We start from the raw sequence: 19,011 nt of genomic DNA on the forward strand, positions 1-19,011 counted from the left end.
CTCACATCATTGCCAATGAGTTTTGAGAATTGACGGTGGAAGCAGGTTTTGAGATATATTCCTGATAACCATAATCAGCGATGGTAATCTGTTGTATTTGTGTGCTTCCTTCAATGATTTCCATAATTTTGGCATCTCGCAAATATCTAGCAACCGAATATTCGTTAGTACAACCATTCGCTCCATGAATTTGTACGGCATTATTTGCCACTTTCGTTGCTGTTGTAGATGCAAAATATTTGGCGATTGAAGTCTCTGTTATCGAATTTGGATCGCCAATTTCTTTGAGATAGCCAGCTTGATAGCACAGTAATCTTGCTGCTTTCACATTGACTATCATCTCAGTAATCATTTGCCGAATTAATTGGTGTTCTTTCAAATAAACATCAAACTGCTTTCGTTCGCTTGTGTACTGAATGCAGGCTTCTAGACAGGCTTGAGCAATACCTACAGAACCCCATGCCACACTATATCTTCCATAATCCAATGCAGAATAAGCGATATAAGATAAACCAAAACCCAATCTGCCTAACAGATTTTCTTGAGGAATTTGACAATCTTGAAAGTTTAATTGAGCAAGCATTGAAGCCCGAACACCCAACATCCCCGAAATTGGTTGTATTAAAAGTCCTGGACTATTTTTTTCAACCAAAAAAGCAGAGGGTTTTCCTGAACATTGGGCAAATACCAAAAAGATATCAGCAATTTGTCCGTAGGTAATCCATTTTTTCTGTCCATTCAAAATATAAGAGTCACCAGAAAGTGTTGCTGTGGTTTCTATACTTTTGGCATCACTTCCTACGTCAGGTTCACTTAAAGCAAAAGCAGCTATAACTTCACCAGATGCTAATTTTGGCAGCCAATACTCTTTTTGGGACTTATTACCCCATCGACAAAGAGCAGAAGCAACCATGCTATGAACTGTAAGCAAACTCCGTAAAGAAGAACATCCCCGTCCAATTTCTTCATTCAGAAGACCATAGGTGATCATATCCATACTTTTGCCACCAAATTCTTCGGGTATTACAGCACCAAAATATCCATGATGAGCAAACTTTTCTATAAGTTTTGGGGAGGTATACTCTTCTTGGTCGGAGGAATTTGCTTGAGGTACAACTTCTTTGTTGACAAAACCTATAAATTTAGATTTATCATCTTTTTGTTGAGATGTCAACTCAATTTTCATGATGATTACTTGGTTGTTGAAAATAGTTGTGAATTTTATATTTGTTCATTTTTGGGCAACAAAAGCTGTCTTGCGTTCAACTAAACGAGTCATAGAATTTATAGTTCTGAAGTTATCAAGCTCCAGGTCTTCATTGTCAATATTAATTTGAAATGTTTGTTCGATAAATAAGACGAGTTGCATAGCAAACATGGAATTGACAAAACCAAGTGCAAAAATATCTTCATCTAACTGCAAATCATGATTTCGGAAGAATCGTGATAAAAATTCTCTAAATTTTGCTTGTATTTCTGACATTTTTTAATTCCCCTTGACTTTCAGGATGACTAGGGAGTTTGTTTTAATATCCAATTTCAAATTGCTCCATTGTAAGTATAAAAACCTTGCCCATTCTTGCGACCAAATAAACCAGCATCTACCATTTTTTTTAGCAATTGGCAGGGTCTATATTTGCTGTCGTTGAAACTTTCATACAAAACTTCGATGGAAAAAAGAATCGTATCCAATCCAATTAAGTCAGCAGTTTCTAGGGGGCCCATTTTATGACCGAAACAAGTTTTGAAAATTCTATCCACTTCTTCCACTGAAGCAACTTGGTCTTGTAGCAAGAAAATTGCTTCATTAATTGTCAACATCAGAACTCGGTTAGAAACAAAACCTGGCGAATCATTGACGAGGATACTTTCTTTACCCATCTGAGCCAGTAATTCTTTAGCTGTTGAGATTGTTTCATCAGATGTGTGATACCCGCGAATCATTTCAACCATCGGCTTCATGGGAACCGGGTTCATGAAATGCATACCAATCACTTTATCAGCACGCTTAGTTAATGAAGCAATACGAGTAATAGGAATTGCAGATGTATTAGCCGCAAATATAGTTTTTTCTGGACAAATCGCATCAATTTGTGCGTATACTCCCTTTTTAATATCCCACTTTTCGGTGACATTTTCAATCACAAATTCTGTATCTTCAAGAAATTTATAATTTGTGGAAAATTTAATTTTATGCAGAATGCGATCGGGATTATCTACTTTTTCATTTTTATTGAAAAAGCTTTGAAAACGGATATTATTTCTGATTTGCTTGTTGGCAGATTCCAGAATTTCTTCGGAAATATCTACTAAAATTACGTGATGACCACTTTGGGCGAGATTTTGGGCTAACCCAATTCCCATCACACCTGCTCCGACAACACCGACAGTTTGAATTTTCATAATTTTATCTTGCAATGACTAACTTTTGCGATCTAGTTTGACAATTGCACATCAAGAGCTTTGTTAATCTCTCCAGTTACACTTGCTTCGTTTCTAGATAATTGTTCTAACTCTTCTATGAGAATTTCTTCAATCACCAAAGCTAATTCATCAATAGTGGGAGCTTCAAAAAGAGAACGAACAGGTAGTTCTATTTGAAAAGTTTTGCGAAGCTGAGAAATAAGTACAGTTCCCGTCAAAGAGTCTCCCCCTAAAGCAAAAAAGCTGTCATGAATACCTACTGGCTCTATACCCAGTAACTCTTGAAAAACTTCAACTAGTTTTTGCTCTACATCATTACTAGGAGCAATGTATGCATTTTTTAAGTTTGGTCTAGAGTGACGAGAAGATAAATTAACTTTTTTGGCAGTAGTTTTTTGTTGTAAAGGCTTTAATATAATCCATTGGTCAATTCTAGATTGTAAATTACCAGTTGAGACAACTATTTGATGATATTGACTCCATAAAAGAATCTGTTCAAGGGCATTAATACCTTCTAAAGATTCGATGGCGAATTCAGCCAAACTTGTATTAGCAGGTATTTGTGAATTGTCTCCTGCAAATCGCCATGTATCCCAGTTAATGCTCATCCAAGGAATAGGATTTATCTGATTATGCTGGTAAGCGAAAGCATCCATAAACAGACTTGCTGCTGAGTTGGTAACAGAGCCTAATCCGCCTAAAACTGAGGTTAATGAAGACATTAATAGACAGAAATCAAGCTTTTGAGACTGCAAAACCTTTTCTAATACTAAGAGTCCCTGTTGCTTTTGTTGAAATTGTTGTTTACACTGTGTCGAGTCTATCTCTGTAATAGGAAAAAATGAATTTTCTAGAGCTATCTTGACTGTATGAAACACCCCGTTGAGTTGACCAAACTGTTCTTGTGTTTGAGCGATAAGCCAGAGGCTTGACGCTTCGCGTATCGCACTTTGCATTTGTGCTACATTTACTACATCAGCACTCTTGATTAAGACTTTTGCGCCCAGATTCTCCAGTTCTTGCACTTTCCGAATTTTGCGACTGATGTTATCTTGCTCATCGTGAGTTGTCAGCCACTCTGACCAATCCGGTCGGTTGGGAAAATCTTCAGCTTCTAAAATCAGCAGTTTTGCCTGTACTGTCTTTGCTAGATGTTCAGCTATTACAAGTCCTATGTCTTCAAGCCCACCAGTAATTAAGTAGACTCCTTTTTCTCTTAATCTGGGTGCATCCGAGGCGTTTGCATCTAATTGGACAGACTCAAAGGTTTGCACCCAACGTTCCAAACCACGGTAAGCAATAACTGAATCAGAGGAATTGGCTTTAAGTTCTGTCAGTAGTTGTTCTACAAATTTCTCTTCTTGCCAACTTCCTGCTGAGGGAATAGCAATATCAATGCTACAACATTTTATATTTGAATATTCTTGTGGGATGACCTTAACAAGTCCAAGAAGGGTTGCTTTTTCTGGGCAGAGATTTTCGACTCCGGTTACTGCTTGCATATTGTTGGAGATAACTGCAATCTGTAACTCATTAATAAAGTTCTGTTTTTCTAGCGATTGTGTCAACAATAACAAACTTTGGAATCCTTCTGCTGTGTTATAATCTGCAAATTCTGACTGGGTTACACTCCACAGATGAATAATTCTTTGTGGTATTAAGTCTTGGGTGTGGAGTTCTTTAAGAAGGGTGTTGTAATCATCCTGTTGTTGAGGCGCTATTTTATATGCACGCTTGCCCAGAGGCTTCTGGGAAGATTCGTTTTTGCTGGCAAATTGCTCTCCAATAGTGACAGTAATCACATCATGACCTTCAAGTTCGAGTCGCTTCACGATTTGAGCGCCTAATCCATACTCATCAACAAATATCAACCAGCATTCAGGTTGTTTCACCTGACCATTTGACTGTGGTGGTAGCGAACGTTTCCATGAAGGGATGTAGAACCAGTCAGCAATGTTGGGCTTTTTGCCAAATGAAACTTCTTCTTGTTCATTAAGCAAGGCTGTAAATGCTGCTGGTGTTTTGTGCGTTGCTGGCGAAGATGCTTGAGCGACAATAACATGTTCCCTGAAAGCTTCAAATTCAGAGAAAGCTGCTACTTCAACAAAACCATGAGATTTGAGTTTTTCTTGCCACTTATCCTTTGAGATGAAAGGATTACCCATGTTTCGGGTGCTTTTTTCATCCTTGATCGGATTCATAAGCAAACCATCTATTAAGTCAGCTTCCAATCTGCCTTGAGTTATCTCCCAAAGCAGGAGTAAACCTCCAGGAGCCAATAAAGAACGAACACGATCAAGAGTTTCTCCTATATTTTGAGCTATGTGTAGGACATTGTAAGCTACTACTACATCAAAGCTATGGCTCTCGTATCCTTGTTCAATTGGAGATTGCTCTATGTCTAGCAACCTATATTGGATAAATGGATAATCGCTAAATTTATTCTGAGCTGCGTTCAGGAAAAAACCGCCTATGTCAGTAAAAGTGTAATTGGTTTGTTTTGACGGTAATAAAGGTAACAATTGTGATGTAACAGTACCACTTCCAGCACCAATTTCTAACAGCCTCAGATTGACTTCTGATGATAATGATTCGACCACCTGTTTCATGCAGACCTGCATGATAGAGTTGTAGTAATTATGTGAAGGCGAGCTTTGAATTGAAAATTCTCTTTCCTTTACAAAGATAGAAACATTCAATTCCAAAGGTTCTTTTTCACCAGTTAATATGGCTACCATATTTTCGCCATAAAGTTGAAGTAAATCGATTTGTTGTAGTATGTCTGTCCATCTGGCTCTCACCTCTGCTGAAAGCTCATTCACAGCATCTGTTGAAAGTGGCATTAGGTTAGCAAACGTCCCTTCTTCTTGATGTAACTGACCTTGCTCTACCAATATTTCCAACCATCGACCCAACAATTCTTGATAGCGAGGAATAATCTGACATTGCTCAAACAATTCTTGCAAAGAATACTTTTTGGAGGGATTGTTAAAAGCTCCTAAACGTCTTAAGGCAAGGTTAATGTAAGCAGTGCATAAACGATCTAACCATTCTCTTTTCTCTTGATAAATTTGCTCGTCAAATTCCAAAGCCCCTATGCTAGCTTGGAGTTGACCCGCTTCTACCAAAGATTTCCAAAGCTCTGATGTTGTTAACTTGGGCTGAAAATTTGTTTGTGCTGGAGATAATTTTTGTGGTTCAATCCAATATCTTTGTCGCTCAAAGGGATATGTTGGCAAGGGAAGGCGATATCGGCGCTCATGGGCATAAAATCCTGACCAATCTATCTTGATTCCCTCAAGCCATAGTTGTCCTAATGTGTTGAGGATAAAAGCAACATCTGACTCTCGCTCATAAGCATAGCGCAGTGAGGATAATATTGTTTTATTATCATCAGGAACATTATCTAAACATTGCATTGCTAAACTGCTTAAGGTTTGTCCTGGCCCCACCTCTAATAAAATTGGACTGTGTTTTGTCCACAAGTTATTTACTCCATCAGCAAAGCGCACGGGTTGGCACAGATGCTGTGTCCAGTAGCTTGAATTTGTAGCTTGCTCTGCTGTAATCCAAGTTCCGGTGACGTTTGACAGATAAGGAATTTGGGGTGGTTTAAGACTGATAGTTTGCACTAGTTCGGTGAAAGAGTCTGCGATCGCTGACATCATGTAAGAATGAAAGGCATGGGAAGTCTGCAATTGCCGACAGGCTAACCCCTTAGCACTCAACTCACCTGCCAATTCCTCTACAGCCTGTGTAGTTCCCGCAAGTACACATTGGAATGAGCCATTGACTGCTGACAAGGAAAGGTTTTCATTCAAGAAAGGTTGCACTTCTTCTTCTGTTAAGGGAACTGCTAGCATTGCTCCCCCTGGCAATTCTTGAATCATTTGCGCTCTTTTGGCAACAAGAGTAATTGCATCTTCTAGAGACAATACTCCTGCTAGAGTCGCAGCCGTATATTCACCGATGCTGTAACCAATCATTGCTACTGGACGAATGCCCCAGGATATCCATAATTGAGCTAAAGCATACTCAATGGCAAACAGTGCTGGCTGAGTGAGATAGGTTTGATTTAATTTTTGGGCGGCGGGATCTGGTGATTGGGAATCGCGACCAAGCATTTGGCGTAAATCGATACCCGATTTTTCTTTGGTTGCTTCTTGCTTGGCGGAAGAAGTAGGATAAATAACTTCTTTGAGATTAAGACCCAACAGAGGTTCAAATAAAGAGCAACAGCGATCGATCTGTTCGCGAAAAGTTGGTTCTGATTGGTATAATTCAGAACCCATGTTGACATAATGAGTTCCCAAACCAGTAAACATAAAGGCTACTGGGCGCTCATTCATGTCCTGAGTGCTAGTGAGGACTCGTTTGGGATTTTGGAGGGCTGCGATCGCATCTTGAGTATCTTGACAAACAACTGTCCGCCGATGGCTCAAACCATGTCGCCCGACTTGCAATGTATAAGCGACATCTGCAAGGTTAAGTTCTGGGTGCTGTTGCAGGTGATTAACCAAATTTGTAGTTGCTGTCTCTAAAGCTGAATCTGTTTTGGCAGAAAGTACCAGCAATTGAGACTTTCTCCCCTGCTCCCCTGCCCCTCTGCTCCCCTGCTCCCCTCCAGGGGCTTCTTCTAAAACAACATGAGCATTAGTCCCTCCAAGACCAAAAGAACTAACCCCAGCGCGGCGTGGTGTGCCGTTTGTTTGCCATGCAGATAGTTGGGTATTAACGTAAAAAGGGCTGTTGGCAAAGTCTATTTCGGGATTGGGTTCTTCAAAATACAAGCTGGGTGGTATTTGTTGATGCTTTAGAGCCAAAGCTGTTTTAATTAAGCTCGTCACTCCAGCAGCAGTATTCAAATGGCTAATATTGGGTTTGACCGAACCGATCGCACAAAAACCCTTCTTACTGGTTCCGGCACGAAACACTTTATCTAGCGCTCGAATTTCGATTGGATCGCCCAAGGCTGTACCAGTGCCATGAGTTTCAATGTAAGTAATAGTATCAGGATCAAAGGAGGCGATCGCTTGAGCTTGAGCAATCACTTCTGCTTGACCTGCAACACTTGGTGCTGTGTAGCTGACTTTCACTGCACCATCATTATTAATAGCTGAACCTTTAATTACTCCATAAATATAGTCGCCATCTGCTACGGCATCTTCTAATCTCTTCAGAACAACAATACCTGCCCCTCTACCAAAAGGGCCACCAGTAGCTTTGGCATCAAAGGCACGAGTGTGAGCATCAGCAGAAGCCATACCACCAGCTTGATAAAAGTAACCTTCTATTTGGGGAGTTTGGATGGCAACACCTCCAGCCAGTGCCATATCACATTGGTAACTCAATAATCCTCGACACGCAAAATGAACAGCTACTAAAGAAGTAGAACAAGCAGTACCAACATTTACACTTGGCCCTTTCAAATTCAATTTGTAGGACACTCGTGTAGGTATAAAGTCTTTATCATTGCCAAGGGTAATTTGCAGATTTAGCGATTGCAGCAGGTCAGGGTGTGAAGCAAGGTTGTTGAACAAGTAAGTACTTAAGTTTCCCCCAGCATATAAACCGGTTAAGTTATTGTCTGCTTTTGGGTTATAACCAGCATTTTCCAATGCTTCCCAAGCACATTCCAAAAAAACTCGCTGCTGAGGATCGAGAAGTTCTGCTTCTCTAGGAGAAAAGCCAAAAAATGCAGCGTCAAACATCTCAATATCTTCTAGCACAAACCCTGCTTTCACATAATTACGATCGTGCAAAAAAGCTGGATCTACACCTGAAGCTAACAACTCTTCATCACTAAAGTATGAAATCGACTCGACACCATCACACAAGTTTTGCCAAAACTGAGCTACGTTTTTAGCTCCAGGAAACTGACCAGCCATGCCAATAATAGCTATGCCTTTTAATTTATTATTCATATACTCTCCTTCTTTGCTTCATCAGCTGAATTTCTTCGGCAATTGCCATATCTTGCTTCTTGGCACGTTCCTGGGCTAGCTCAAAAGCTGGTTGATCATTCTTTTGCCTGCTGAAATATTTTGATAAGGTACTAATGGTGGGATATTCAAATAATTCAGCTGTTGAAATATTACAATTAAAAGCTGCTTGTAGCCGACTCCGCACTTGCACCATGAGCAGTGAATCACCGCCCAACTCGAAAAAGTTGTCGTAAACACCTACTTGTTCTGTCCCAATGAGTTCTTGCCAAATAACAGCAATCTTTTGCTCAATTTCATTTCTAGGGACAATATAGGAATTGCTCAGTTGTGGCCTTGGATGCTTTGGTTTAGAGATGTTGTGTTTATCTATAACTTCTGAAAAATTTGGTGAACCATCAGCCCAATTCATTTTGAGCGGAATCAAATCATGGGTCGATACTATAACCTGGGGAAATCTATTCGCAAGAATGCGACCAAACGCTTCTACTCCCTCTGCTGGTAATAATCCTTCTTGAAGTAACTGTCTTTGATATGCGTTGGCAGATATAGCAAGTTGTTTATTGAGTTCATTGTCAGCAAAAACTGAGGTGACTGTTTGTTGGTGACTGATTTTGTTTTCTACAACCACTTGTGTACTCACCAAATCTTGAGATTCGCCGAATAAAGGATTGTTCACTACTTGAAATTGTGGTTTGGAAATATTTAGGGTTTGGGCAGAATGCTTCACTGCATATGCAGCCATGCCCACTTCTTGCCAAGCAGACCAGTTGATAGATACGGTGAATACACCATCTCGATTAGTCTTATAGTGAGCAAAAGCATCAAGAAAAGCATTGGCACTGGCATAATCTACCTGTCCGAATTCCGCTTGAATAGCAGTCATAGAAGAACACAGCACAAAGAAATCTAATTGAGTATACTGAAAAATACTATTGAGAACTAGTGTTCCTTTGACTTTAGGGGCTAGGATACTTGCCGTCTTTTCTGGTGTTTTTCGCTGAATCACGCCACCTCCGGGAACCCCAGCAGCGTGGATTACACCGTTAAAGTTGCCAAAGTGTTGCTGCGCCTTTTGAATCGCCCAAAGCATTTGTTCGTGATTGGCGACATCAGCACTCACCACCAAAACTTCTGCACCCAGTTTTTCAAGTTCCTGTACTTTGAGAATCTTGTCGCTGGTGCTGTCTTGCTCGTCGTGATGACTTAGCCACTCAGTCCACTTGTTTCGTTCTGGAAACTCTGAACGTCCTACAAGCAACAGTTTTGCTTGTACTGTCTTTGCTAAATATTTTGCTAGTGTAAGTCCAATTCCTCCTAGTCCACCTGTTATTAAATAGACTCCTTTTTCCTTTAGTATTGTTGTTTTTGCACTATGTTTATCCAAAGAGATAGGTTCAAAGTGCTGCACCCAGCGATGATTTCCCCGATAGGCGATAACTAAGTCTGAAGATTGAGCTTCTAGCTCATTCAAAAGTTGGTCTATAAGTTTCTCACCTTGCCAAGTTTTTACTAACGAGGGAATCACCACATCAATGGTTCGACAACTGATTTCGGGGTATTCTTGTGGAATAACTTTAACAGGCCCAATGATGGTTGCCTTTTCTGGACAGAGTACTTCTTCACCTGTCACTTCCTGCATGTTGTTGGAGATGACTGCTATATGCAGTTGCTCGGTAAGGTTGTGTTTTCCAAGTACTTGAGCAAGAAATAATAGGCTATCGAACCCCAAATCTTGTACTTTGTCTACTACTGCTGGGTTTAATTGTGCATTATCAACAGGTGTAACATTCCATAAATGCACAATTGTGTTTGGAAACTTGTTCTGTGCTATGAGTTCCTTTAACAAAGTATCATAGTCATCCCGTTGTTGAGGATTTAAAGTGTAGTGGCGATCGCTTAGTTTTCTCAACTGTGATCCAACGCTGAGTGTGATCGCATCTCGACCTTCCAGTTTCAATCGTTTCACTAATTCTTCACCCAATCCGCACTCATCGGTAAATACCAGAGTGCAGGCCAAAACCGATTTTTCACTCTTGGGCTTTTCGGGTAGTGGAGAGCGTTTCCATGATGGGACGTAGAACCAGTTAGCAATATCTAACTTTTTACCTGGTAGAGAGGTGACAGGCTTCTGTACACTTGTCTTGACAGTTGCGGCTGGTTTTTGGTCATGAATCCAGTAACGCTGGCGCTCGAAGGGATATGTCGGTAAGGGAAGACGATGACGGCGCTCATGAGCATAAAATCCCGACCAATCCACATTTACTCCAGATAGCCAGAGCTTGCCTAATGTGTTCAATAAAAACGCTACATCTGAATGTTTTTCTTGAGGATGTCGTAATGAAGATAATGCGATCGCTTCTGAATGCTTTTTGGCAAAGGTAGATAAAGTATGTCCAGACCCAACCTCTAGCAGGATGCGATTTGGCTCTTGTAGTAATGCAGAGATTCCTCCCGAGAAGCGAACACAGGAGCGTAAATGTTTCGCCCAATAATTTGGATCTGTGGCTTGCTCTGCCGTAATCCAAGTGCCTGTAACGTTGGAAATAAAGGAAATTTTCGGGGGATGTAGTCTGACTTTACAGACTTCCTTCTCAAATGCCTCCAAGATGGGTTCCATCATCGGAGAGTGAAAAGCGTGGGAGGTATGCAAACGCCGACATTCTATCCCTTGAAGCTGGTTTTGCAACGTATTTATAGCCTCATCAGTTCCCGATACTACACACAAATCTGGTGCATTACTAGCAGCTAAGGATAAATTTTCATTCAGTAAATCTCTAACTTCCGCTTCTGGCAGGGGGACAGAGAGCATCGCACCAGATGGAAGTTGTTGCATCAGTCGCCCACGAGCAGCTACCAGCCTTAAAGCATCTTCAACAGACATTACACCAGCTAAACAGGCAGCGACATATTCTCCGATACTGTGCCCTATCATCGCCTGGGGAGAAATCCCCCACGATATCCACAATTGAGCCAAAGCGTATTCTATGACAAACAATGCTGGTTGAGTGATGTCAGTTTGTTGCAGTTTTTCGGCTGCGACTTTTGACTCAGACTCGTTGGGATAAATTAGTGAACGCAAATCCAACCCCAAATTAGGTTGCAGCAATTTACAACACAAATCAACTTGTTCTTGAAAAATCGGCTCAGTTTGGTAAAGTTCTTGGCCCATATCCACATACTGAGCGCCCTGTCCGGGGAACATGAAGACGATGGGGCGATACTCCTGCGGAGTCACTTCTCTGCGAGAGGCTGCGCCAACGTGAACGCCATTTTCAACTAAGCGAGTGAAAATTCTTTGCGGATCTCGTAACTGCAAGGCGCTGGTTGCATCCTCGATATCTTTGCACACCAGCACACGACGATGATTAAATTCAGCCCGCCCCACTTGCAGGGTATGGGCAACATCCGCTAAGTTTACATCGGGATGTCGCTGGAGGTGATTAGCCAGATTTTCTGTTGCAGTTTCCAAAGCTGAGTCAGTTTTGGCAGAAAGTACTAACAACTGCCAGGGGCGAGAAGGGCTAGACTGTTCCAGCACTGGCGCTTCTTCTAGAATCACATGAGCATTTGTCCCACCAATACCCAAAGAACTCACACCAGCACGACGAAGGGTACTTCCCGCTTTCCATTCTGTGAGGGTTGTATTCACATAAAAAGGGCTGTTGGCAAAATCAATTTGGGGATTGGGTTGCTCAAAATTTAAGCTGGGTGGTATTTGCTGATGTTTCAGGGCTAGAACTGTTTTAATCAGTCCCGCAATACCAGATGCTGCGTCTAAATGACCGATGTTTGTCTTCACTGAAGCGATCGCACAAAAGCCTTTTTTGTTGGTACTACTACGAAATACTTCAGATAGTGCGGCAATTTCAATGGGATCGCCTAAAGCTGTACCAGTACCATGAGCTTCAATATAGCTGATTGTCTCAGGCTCAACTCCCGCCAGCATCATCGCTTCAGCAATCACTGCTGCTTGACCATTCACGCTAGGCGCTGTGTAGCCAACTTTACCAGAGCCATCGTTATTAATAGCTGAACCTTTAATTACAGCATGGATGCAATCACCATCTGCTAAAGCATCGCTCAATCGCTTCAGGACAACAATTCCTACACCATTACCAATAGTTGTTCCCTGCGCTTTAGCATCAAAAGCACGACAGTGACCATCAGGCGATAATGTACCTCCGGGTTCGTACAGATAACCCGTTTTTTGGGGTACGTGGATAGAAACCCCACCAGCCAAAGCCATATCACATTGATAATTTAACAAACTTTGACAAGCGAGTGTGGTTGCAACTAATGAGGTGGAGCAAGCTGTTTGGACTGTAATGCTTGGGCCGGTAAGATTTAATTTATAAGAAACACGAGTTGTAAGGAAATCTTTATCGTTACCAATTACTGTTTGATAGCATTGGGCTGAACCCAGGCGATCGCGGTTTAAATCTAATGAATAATAGTTATTGAGGCTAGCACCAGCATAAACTCCAATGCGATTGTCACATCTATTAGAATCGTAGCCAGCATTTTCCAATGCTTCCAAAGCACACTCTAAAAAAATCCGGTGTTGGGGGTCAGTAATTTCTGCTTCTTTGGGATTAAAACTAAAAAATGAAGCGTCAAATAAATCTATATCTTTTAATATGGCACTGGCTTTTATATAATTGCGATCGCTTAATATATTAGGGTCAATCCCATCAGATATTACCTCTTCATTCGTGAAAATAGAAATTGACTCTACACCAGATTGTAAATTCTGCCAAAACTCTTCAATATTTTTAGCATCGGGAAAACGCCCTGCCATACCAATAATGGCTATAGCTTCTAGAGCATCATTATGTGTAGCGTTAACCATAAATATTTTTACCTTGCTTACTCAATTGTTGCTTTTGGCGCTTGATAGCCTCAATTTGCTTATTCGCGCGATCGCGTGTGACTGTAAAAGAAAGTTGTTGGTTTTGACTTAAATACTGGGCTAAGGAATTGATAGTTGGATTCTGAAACATGGTGACAACTGATAAATTCCGTTGTAAAACTTCTTGTAATCTGCTATTGACTTGAACCATTAATAATGAATGACCACCAAGGTCAAAAAAGCTGTCATTAACACCCACTTTCTCTAGATTTAGCACTTCTTGCCAAACAGCAGCGATCGCCCTTTCCATCTCAGAACGAGGAGCCACAAAAACCGCTTCTAACTCCGGGCGATCGCCATCTGGCACTGGTAATGCTCGACGATCTACTTTGCCATTCGTTGTTAACGGCAGCGCCTTTAGCTGTACGAACACTGACGGCAACATATATTCTGGTAGTTGTTCTTTGAGAAAATTCCGCAACTCACTAGTGGTAGGCGTTATCTCAGTGTCAGTGTTGGTCACAAAATAAGCCACCAAACTCTGATTCTTTGGTATATATTCCCGCATCAACACAACTGCTTCTTGAATTTTTGGATGTTGCCCCAGTAAACCCTCAATTTCTCCGAGTTCAATACGATAACCACGCACCTTTACTTGATGATCGATACGCCCCAAAAATTCTAAATTCCCATCCGAACGATAACGAGCCAAGTCCCCAGTTTTATACAATCGCGCTCCCGGTTCGTGACTAAAGAGATGGGGAATAAATTTAACAGCCGTAAGTTCTGGTCGATTCAGATAACCTCGCGCTAAACCAGCACCGCCAATATATAATTCGCCTAGAACTCCAATCGGCACTGGCTGGTAACATTGGTCTAATACGTGTAGCTGAGTGTTAGCGATCGGTTGACCAATAGGAACTGAACTTGACTCAATTTCATCCTGTGGTACTCGATAAATACAACACCCCACCACAGTTTCTGTTGGGCCATATTCATTTACCAACATCGTGTCAGGTGCAAATGCCTTCCAGAAGCTGATGCTCTCTGTCAAGAGGTTTTCTCCTCCGATGATGAAAGCTCTAGTTATACCTGCTACTTCTTTTGACGATAATTGCCCAGAGAGTAATAAGAGTTCAGCTGGTGTGATTTTAACGAGACTCAAGTTTGACTCTTGACGAAGTGCATTTCCCAAAGATTCGATGCTTTGGTCTTCGGGAATAAGTTCTACCTGACGCCCAACCAGTAATGGTGTGAACAGACTTGTGATAGTTAAGTCAAAGGCCAGAGAAGAGTGAACGGTAGTTCCTTTGCCTTGCTCAACTGTATATGCTTGAGTAGCCCAACTTAAGTAGTTAAGTAATCCCTGATGAGGAATTAATGTTCCTTTAGGTTTCCCAGTGGAGCCAGAAGTATAGATAACATACGCTAGGTTAGCGGCATCTGTCTTGCAAACAGGGTTTTCTGAAGATTCTTGAGCAATTTTTTTCCAGTTTGAATCTAGACAAATTACCTTAGTGTTATCAGTTTGCAATTTCTCTATCAACCTCTGCTGAGTTAGCAGTACTGGACTTTGAGTGTCTTCTAAAATGAAGGCTAAACGCTCTTTGGGATGTGCAGGATCTAAAGGTAAGTAAGCTCCGCCAGCTTTTAAAATACCTAACACTGCAACTACCATTAAGGGCGATCGCTCTATACAAATCCCCACCAATACCTCTGGTTTTACTCCCAGCGATCGCAAATAATGCCCTAGTTGATTTGCCCGATTGTTTAATTCCTGATAGGTTAATTGTTGGTCTTCAAAGACGACTGCTACTGCATCTGGTGTTTTCTCTACCTGTTCTTCAAACAATTGATGAATGCACTTGTCTTGCGGGTACTCTGTTTTGGTATTATTCCACTCAACTAATAACTGTTGGATTTCCGATGGCGTCAGTAATTGCAAATCTGTAATTCGTTGTTCGGGATCGCTAACTATGCTTCCCAATAAAGTCTGGAAGTGTCCCAACATCCGAGTAACTGTATCTGCATTAAACAAATCCGTATTGTACTCGCAAGTTGCAATTAACCCTTGGTCGGAATCCTCCATAAATAATGTCAAATCAAACTTTGATGTCCCGTTGTAACCCTCTTCATAAGTAATTGCTACATCTGACAGGCTTAGATTGGGTTTTGGAATATTTTGGAGAACGAACATCACTTGAAAAAGTGGATTGTAACTCAAGTCTCTATTTGGCTGTAGTTCTTCTACTAGCTTCTCAAAAGGTAAGTCTTGATGAATGTATGCTTCTAAAGCTGTTGACTTTACCCGCGCTAGTAACTCCTGAAAACTGAGGTCGCCAGATAGGTCTGTACGCAGTACTAAAACATTGACAAAAAATCCTATTAATGATTCAACTTCTGCTCTGTTACGATTGGCGATTGGCGAACCTACTAAAATATCAGTTTGACCTGTATAGCGATACAGCAAGGTTTTGAAGGCTGTAAGCAAGGTCATAAACAGAGTTACTCCCGAATGACGGCTTAAATTCTTTAGCTCTTTTGTCAGAGTTTGGGAAAGAACTAATTTTGCTTGAGCGCCGTTGAAGGTTTGAACTGGCGATGTCTGATGACAAGAAGCAAAGCTTCTACGCGGCCTGTCTGTTGGTAAATTCAGTACAGGTAGCTCACCGCCTAACTTTTGTTTCCAATAGGTAAGTTTTGGTTGAATGCGATCGCCTAGCGTCCGCGTACCGCTCTCGCCATCAAGCCATTTTCGCTGCCAATTGGCAAAATCTCCATACTGAATAGGTAATTCCAGGAGTGGCGACAGTTTCCCCGTAGAGAATGCTTCATATAGTGCAGCTAGTTCTTTAATTAGAATACCAATAGACCAACCATCTGCAATTATATGATGCAGAGTGACAAATAATTGATAACTTTTATCATTTAATTTTAAAACTTTAGCACGCAAAAGCGATTGACAAGATAAGTCAAATGGCTGCTGTGCGAACTCTGTAGCTAAACGTTGTGCTTCTTGGGTACACTCATTTTCTGATAGTACACGCAAATCTTCAACCGCTAAAGTTAAAGGTACAGCTTGATTGATAACTTGAATAGGTTGTTTATCTGACACTGTAAAACTTGTGCGTAATACTTCGTGTCGTCTAATAATTTCGTTGAGACTATCTTGTAAAGCTGTTAAGTTAATACAACCTTTGAAGTTAATAACTATAGGAATATTATATGTAGGACTATCGGGATTTAGCTGATTGATAAACCATAATCCCTGCTGGGCAAAGGATAGAGGATAAATAGATGTGTTTTTCTCTTGTTGATTAAAGGATATTGAAGGTATTGCGTCTGTTGTCAGTTGAGCCAGGGTCTTTGTAGCTAGCGCGAGCATATTCATCCCTTCAAAAAAGTCTGCTACGGATATTTCTACCTCTAAATCAACCTCAATCCGATTTTTCAACTCAAATACTTTTAAAGAGTCTAGTCCGAGTGTGCTTAATGGTTCTTGTGGATTAATATCATCTGTTGCAATTGAAAGTACTCGCCCCAAGAGTTCAATCAGATATGATTCTAAAACTGGTTGACACTCCCTTGGGGAAAGCGCCAAAAGTTCAGAACGTTGTAATTGAGTTTCGTTTCTGGCAATATCACTAATCTTGAGAATATCACTTTCAACTACATTCAGTTCGCCATTTTGAAATTGAGCGCGAGTTGCACGACGTTGAATTTTACCACTGGAAGTTTTAGGTATACTACCTGGTTTAATTAAAACTACACCATAAACTTGTACTTCATGTTCTTCAGTAATAGCTTGCCGAATTGCACTAGCTACTTCTGCTAAATTTGGCTTGGCGCGAAACTCTAATTCTTGTACAACTACGAGCCTTTCTTCGTTGTTAACCTCTACTGTAAATGCTGCATTAGCACCAGTACGTAAGGATGAATGACTGCCTTGGGCGGTTAATTCGATATCTTGCGGGTAAAGATTGCGACCGCGAATAATAATTAAATCTTTTGCTCTACCTGTAATGAAAAGCTCACCATTCTCCAAAAAGCCTAAGTCACCAGTCCGTAAAAACGGTCCCTCTCGTGTATCTTTCAGATAGGCGTGGAATGTTTGCTCTGTTTCTTCTGTTCGATTCCAATAACCCTGACCTACACTCAGTCCAGATACCCAGATTTCGCCAACTTCGTCTGATGGACAGCATGTTAATGTTTCAGGATTAACAATAACAATCTGTTGTTGAGGAATAGTTTGACCGCAACTGACAAAGCTTTGGATATCTTGACTCTGGGTAATTGCTTCGACTATCTGGTTCTGTGAAAGTGCAGATTTTTCTACAGTTTTTACTTGAGCTACTGCTTTTTTGCTCCCACCAGAAACTATCAAAGTTGCTTCCGCCATGCCGTAACAGGGGTAGAATGCTTCTGCACGAAAGCCACACTCAGCAAAGGTAGTTGCAAATAGCTCAAGAGTATCTTGTCGGACTGGTTCAGCACCGTTAAACGCGACACTCCAACTACTCAAGTCAAGAGTTTCTTTTTGTTCTTGACTAATCCTTTGAACACATTGTTCATAGGCAAAGTTGGGGCCACCACTCGTTGTGCCTTTATAGCGGGAAATTGCTTGCAACCAGCGGTAAGGTCGTTGTAGGAAAGATGCTGGCGACATTAAGATACAAGGAAAAGCACCATATAAAGGTTGCAGAATCCCACCAATCAACCCCATATCATGGTAAACAGGCAGCCAGGATACAAACTTGCTGCTGGGTGAATGTTCCATGAGTTGGTAAGTTACAGCGGCATTGTGCAGCAGGTTGCCATGACTGAGCATGACTCCCTTTGGTGTGCCTGTAGAACCCGATGTGTATTGCAGAAAAGCTAGGGTATCCCCATTGATTGCTGGTTGTTGCCAAGAATCTTCTATACCTTGGGCGATGTTGTCAGTTGTCAACCAGTGAAAATTTCCCTGCTTTGTTTGTGGTGTGAGTATTGATTGTAATGTGGGGAGCATTGCTGTTGTGGTGAGAGCAATACTTGCCTGTGCATCTATGCTAATAGCTTGTATTCTGGGCGTTTTACGCTGATTGCGAGGCGGATAAGCTGGAACCGCCACTACCCCAGCATATAGACAACCAAAAAATGCTATTAGGTAATCCAGTCCAGAAGGATACAGTAATATGGCACGTTCTCCACTCAAACCAAGAGCTTGGAGTTGAGCTGCTACAGCCCGACTACGCCGATCCAATTCATGGTAAGTCAGGGTTAATTCCTGAGTCTCTCCATCTTCAAGGAAAGTAAAAGCTTGTTTGTGCGGCATCGTGAAACTGCGATCGCGCAGAATATCAATGATAGTCGCATACTGAGGGGGAATTTGTTGAAATTTATTGATAATTTGGGTCATTATAATGCCTTAGTTAATCAGATACAGGCAAACAATAGTGGCAAAATTAATCTCACACTCAATCCTGGCTGAACAAGGGTTGGAGTCAGTTATTGTGGGTATCTTAGTTTAAAAATCCACTTAAATACAGCAAACCTTAAACAGACAGACCTCTTTCTTACTCAAAGTGGCGTTTTTACAGAATTATTTAATTCAATTGGGAAAACTCTTGAACAAACCTCAATTGCTCTATGGAAGACAGGGCAAAATTAGTAAGTCAGCCGTGTAAGCTTCTATATTGCTAGTTATTTTCATTTAGACTTTCTTACATTACTAGGGATTGTGGTATTTGGCAATCCTGTAATTAATAGGGAATAATTATCAATATTTAAAAGATGTGTCATTTTAGACTATTA

Annotated in this window: 6 protein-coding genes; all 6 read right to left on the minus strand. The window is 41.1% G+C overall.

Annotated elements, in window-relative coordinates; genetic code table 11:
- Position 1 precedes the first annotated feature (1 nt).
- The 6 genes from RM049_RS15250 to RM049_RS15275 are packed head-to-tail and all read right to left on the minus strand — an operon-like array spanning position 2 to position 18,616.
- Positions 2 to 1,186 carry an acyl-CoA dehydrogenase family protein gene (locus RM049_RS15250; RefSeq protein ID WP_322704776.1) on the minus strand — a complete coding sequence of 395 codons (1,185 nt, stop codon included), beginning with the start codon at positions 1,184 to 1,186 and terminating at the stop codon, positions 2 to 4.
- 45 nt (positions 1,187 to 1,231) lie between these two features.
- A complete protein-coding gene (locus tag RM049_RS15255; RefSeq protein ID WP_322704777.1) occupies positions 1,232 to 1,483 on the minus strand; it encodes an acyl carrier protein in 252 nt (83 codons plus the stop codon).
- A 56-nt stretch (positions 1,484 to 1,539) separates the two neighbouring features.
- Entirely contained in the window at positions 1,540 to 2,403 is an 864-nt protein-coding gene (locus RM049_RS15260; protein WP_322704778.1) for a 3-hydroxyacyl-CoA dehydrogenase family protein, read from the minus strand.
- A gap of 32 nt (positions 2,404 to 2,435) precedes the next feature.
- Positions 2,436 to 8,348, minus strand: coding sequence for a polyketide synthase (locus RM049_RS15265; RefSeq protein ID WP_322704779.1), 5,913 nt, complete (start codon positions 8,346 to 8,348; stop codon positions 2,436 to 2,438).
- A complete protein-coding gene (locus tag RM049_RS15270; protein ID WP_322704780.1) occupies positions 8,341 to 13,218 on the minus strand; it encodes a type I polyketide synthase in 4,878 nt (1,625 codons plus the stop codon). The genes RM049_RS15265 and RM049_RS15270 overlap by 8 nt, the downstream gene beginning before the upstream one ends.
- Positions 13,211 to 18,616 carry a non-ribosomal peptide synthetase gene (locus RM049_RS15275; RefSeq protein WP_322704781.1) on the minus strand — a complete coding sequence of 1,802 codons (5,406 nt, stop codon included), beginning with the start codon at positions 18,614 to 18,616 and terminating at the stop codon, positions 13,211 to 13,213. Before RM049_RS15275 ends, RM049_RS15270 begins: the two co-directional genes overlap by 8 nt.
- Between the last annotated feature and the right edge of the window lie 395 nt (positions 18,617 to 19,011).

The organism is Nostoc sp. DedQUE04 (assembly GCF_034530995.1).
Lineage (GTDB): Bacteria > Cyanobacteriota > Cyanobacteriia > Cyanobacteriales > Nostocaceae > Nostoc.

Excerpts from the sequence above, each read along its gene's own strand:
- RM049_RS15250 (WP_322704776.1), bottom strand. The coding sequence starts at position 1,186 with ATGAAAATTGAGTTGACATCTCAACAAAAAGATGATAAATCTAAATTT.
- RM049_RS15255 (WP_322704777.1), bottom strand. The coding sequence starts at position 1,483 with ATGTCAGAAATACAAGCAAAATTTAGAGAATTTTTATCACGATTCTTC.
- RM049_RS15260 (WP_322704778.1), bottom strand. The coding sequence starts at position 2,403 with ATGAAAATTCAAACTGTCGGTGTTGTCGGAGCAGGTGTGATGGGAATT.
- RM049_RS15265 (WP_322704779.1), bottom strand. The coding sequence starts at position 8,348 with ATGAATAATAAATTAAAAGGCATAGCTATTATTGGCATGGCTGGTCAG.
- RM049_RS15270 (WP_322704780.1), bottom strand. The coding sequence starts at position 13,218 with ATGGTTAACGCTACACATAATGATGCTCTAGAAGCTATAGCCATTATT.
- RM049_RS15275 (WP_322704781.1), bottom strand. The coding sequence starts at position 18,616 with ATGACCCAAATTATCAATAAATTTCAACAAATTCCCCCTCAGTATGCG.